The organism is Isoptericola sp. BMS4 (assembly GCF_011634835.1).
Classification (GTDB): Bacteria; Actinomycetota; Actinomycetes; order Actinomycetales; family Cellulomonadaceae; genus Isoptericola.
The window spans coordinates 1-2,620 of sequence record NZ_SIRP01000012.1; the positions used below are offsets into that span (position 1 = coordinate 1).

General features: G+C 73.6%; 3 protein-coding genes. 1 reads left to right on the forward strand and 2 read right to left on the reverse strand.

Annotated elements, in window-relative coordinates:
- Window positions 1-175: 175 nt before the first annotated feature.
- Both EYB28_RS19645 and EYB28_RS19650 read right to left on the reverse strand, forming a co-directional pair.
- Window positions 176-589, reverse strand: coding sequence for a hypothetical protein (locus EYB28_RS19645; RefSeq protein WP_166852922.1), 414 nt, complete (start codon window positions 587-589; stop codon window positions 176-178).
- A 129-nt stretch (window positions 590-718) separates the two neighbouring features.
- A complete protein-coding gene (locus EYB28_RS19650; protein WP_166852925.1) occupies window positions 719-1,177 on the reverse strand; it encodes a hypothetical protein in 459 nt (152 codons plus the stop codon).
- 144 nt (window positions 1,178-1,321) lie between these two features.
- Here EYB28_RS19650 and EYB28_RS19655 point away from each other — a divergent pair.
- A partial coding sequence (locus EYB28_RS19655) for a glycoside hydrolase domain-containing protein (protein WP_166852927.1) occupies window positions 1,322-2,620 on the forward strand: 1,299 nt, incomplete at its 3' end.

Below are 2,620 nucleotides of genomic sequence, written 5' to 3' on the forward strand. Positions count from 1 at the left end.
TGAGCGACTACTACGTGGCCAACCGGTCCAACACGACCTGGAGCAAGCCGGTCCCCCGCTGCTTCTGAGGCGTCGTCCACCGCCGTTGCCATGGTCGGCGGGGTGCACCCGGCGCACCGTCGACGCCTCGGGCCGGCGCGCGGCCTGTCCGGCACGTCGAGGGCCGCCCGGCCGGTCAGGTCGAGACCGGGTCGGGCCACCCAGCGAGCCGGCCGAGCCACGCGAGAGCGATCCACGGTCCGCAGACCTCCAGCTCGATCCCCCGCCCCGCGACGGTCGCCGTGCACTCGTCCGCGAGGTCGGTCGGCTCATGGCCTACGGTCAGGCTCACGAGCCGGAGGCCGGGCGGGTCGAGGTCGACGCGACGGGGCACGCCGGGCGGCACGACCCAGGCCTTCGTGGCGCTCAGGTGCAGGACCGGGCGGTCCGCATGCTCCCCCGGCATCCACGGCGCCGTGCCCGACCGGACCGTGCATGTGAAGCCCCGGATGCTCCTCTCCGGGTCGCGCGGGAGACGACGTCGGCCGATCCCGTCCGCCGGGCCGGGCGCACCGAGCGCCAGCAGGAACGACTCCACCAGCACGACCACCGCGCCTGCCGCGATCCTGCCGGTGCGTGTCCCTGGCCGCGGGAGGCGCCAGGCGATGATGTCGCGAATCTGCGGCCGCCGCGTCAACGGATCGTCCCCCTGCCTGTCGTGGTGCCCCGTGCCGCGGGTTCACGCACCGTACGCCGCCGCGGCCGACCACCGCACCCGAGGCTTCCACGGCATCTCGAGCAGCGTGCCGAGGAGTCCCACCCGGCCGTCCTCCATGACCGTCCCGTCGGGCAACGGGACCCGGTAGGAGCGCCTGCCACGAGCAGCACCTACCTCGATCCGTCCGGCAGCCCCAGCGTCGACGACCGCACGCAGCACGGCGACGCTCTCCGGGGTCCGAGGCAGATCCCACCCCGGACAGTCGTCGACCCCGACGACGAGTCGGCCCGCGTCATGCATCATCCAGACCTCCACGGAACCGGCCGTCTCCGAACGCACGCTGAAGCCTTCGACGCGGCCGTCGCCGCTCACTGCCGACACCTGAGCCGCCGCACCGAGCTCGACGGGCAGCGTGCGCGCCAGACGGCGGACCTCCCTCGTCACCTCGTCAAGCGGCAGCCGGTCGTCGTCGGTCGTCATGGGACACATGGTGCCGCAGGCCCGCGCGAAGCCACCGACTCGTCGTCCGGGCGCGGCGATGTCGGGACCTTCGGCCCTGCCGGGCCGAGCCCGGCGGGTGGAGACTTCCTGCCAGGGACCGGATCCTTCTCCCGGAGGTACGCCATGGCCGTCAGGCGTCGGCTCGTCCAGGCCGTGGCCTCGTTCGCGGGCGCGACGGCGCTGCTGCTCGGCGGGCTGGCCCTGCCGGCCGCCGCGGAGCCCGAGACCCCCGTGGTGTACCCGTCGGGCTCGTCCGGGACGCGCGCCTCCCGCCTCGCCTTCGACACCTGCACGGCGCCGTCGCTCTCGGCGCTGGCGGCGTGGAAGGGCACGTCGCCGTACTCGGCCATGAACATCTACTTCGGCGGCAACAACCGCGGGTGCGCCCAGCCGAACCTCACCAAGGCGTGGGTCAGCAGCGCCACGGCGGCCGGGTGGCGGCTGCTGCCCACGTACTTCGGGTACCAGCCGTCGTGCATGCTCGGCAGCAAACCGAACCGCTACACGGCGTCCAGCGCCACGACTCGGGGCACCTCCGACGCCACCGACGCGGTCACACGGGCCAAGGCCCTGGGCCTGCTGCCGGGGAGCGCCCTGTACGCGGACGTCGAGCACTACGACCGGACCGACACCTCCTGCCGCACCGGGGTGCGGCGGTACGTGTCCGCCTGGACCAAGACCCTGCACGCCAAGGGCTACCTGGCCGGCGTCTACGTGCACCAGGACTCGGGGCTGCGCGACCTGTCGGACTCCTACGGCTCGACCACGTACGCCCGCCCGGACGCCGTCTGGATGGCACGCTGGGACGGCTCGAAGGCGCTCACCGGCTGGCCCACCGCCCCCGACTCCCACTGGGCCGTGTGGCAGCGCGCCAAGCAGTACCGGGGCGACCACGACGAGACCTGGGGCGGCGTGACGATCAACATCGACTCCGACGTCCTGCGGGCCCCCGTCGCCACGGTCGCCCGCACCTACCGGGTCACCAGCTCCACCGCGCTCAACGCCCGCACCGGCCCCTCCACCTCCTACGCCGTCGCCCGCACCTACGCGCCGGGCGCGTCGCTGGCCGTGGTGTGTCAGGCCACGGGGCAGAAGGTCGGCACCACCCGGGTGTGGGACCGACTCGCCGACGGCAGCTGGGTGAGCGACTACTACGTCTCGACGCCGTCGCGCACCGGGTTCAGCGGAGCGCTGCCGCGATGTCACTACCCCGGGCAGGTGACGGCGAGCTCGCTCAACGCCCGCACCGGCCCCGGCACGTCGTACCCGACGACGGGCAAGCCGCTGCCCCGCGGCGCCCTCGCCGCCGTCGAGTGCCAGAAGACCGGCAGCAAGGTCGGCACCACCAGCGTGTGGAACCGGCTCCGCGACGGGCGATGGGTGAGCGACTACTACGTGGCCAACCGGTCCAACACGACCTGG

Excerpts from the sequence above, each read along its gene's own strand:
- EYB28_RS19650 (WP_166852925.1), bottom strand. The coding sequence starts at position 1,177 with ATGACGACCGACGACGACCGGCTGCCGCTTGACGAGGTGACGAGGGAG.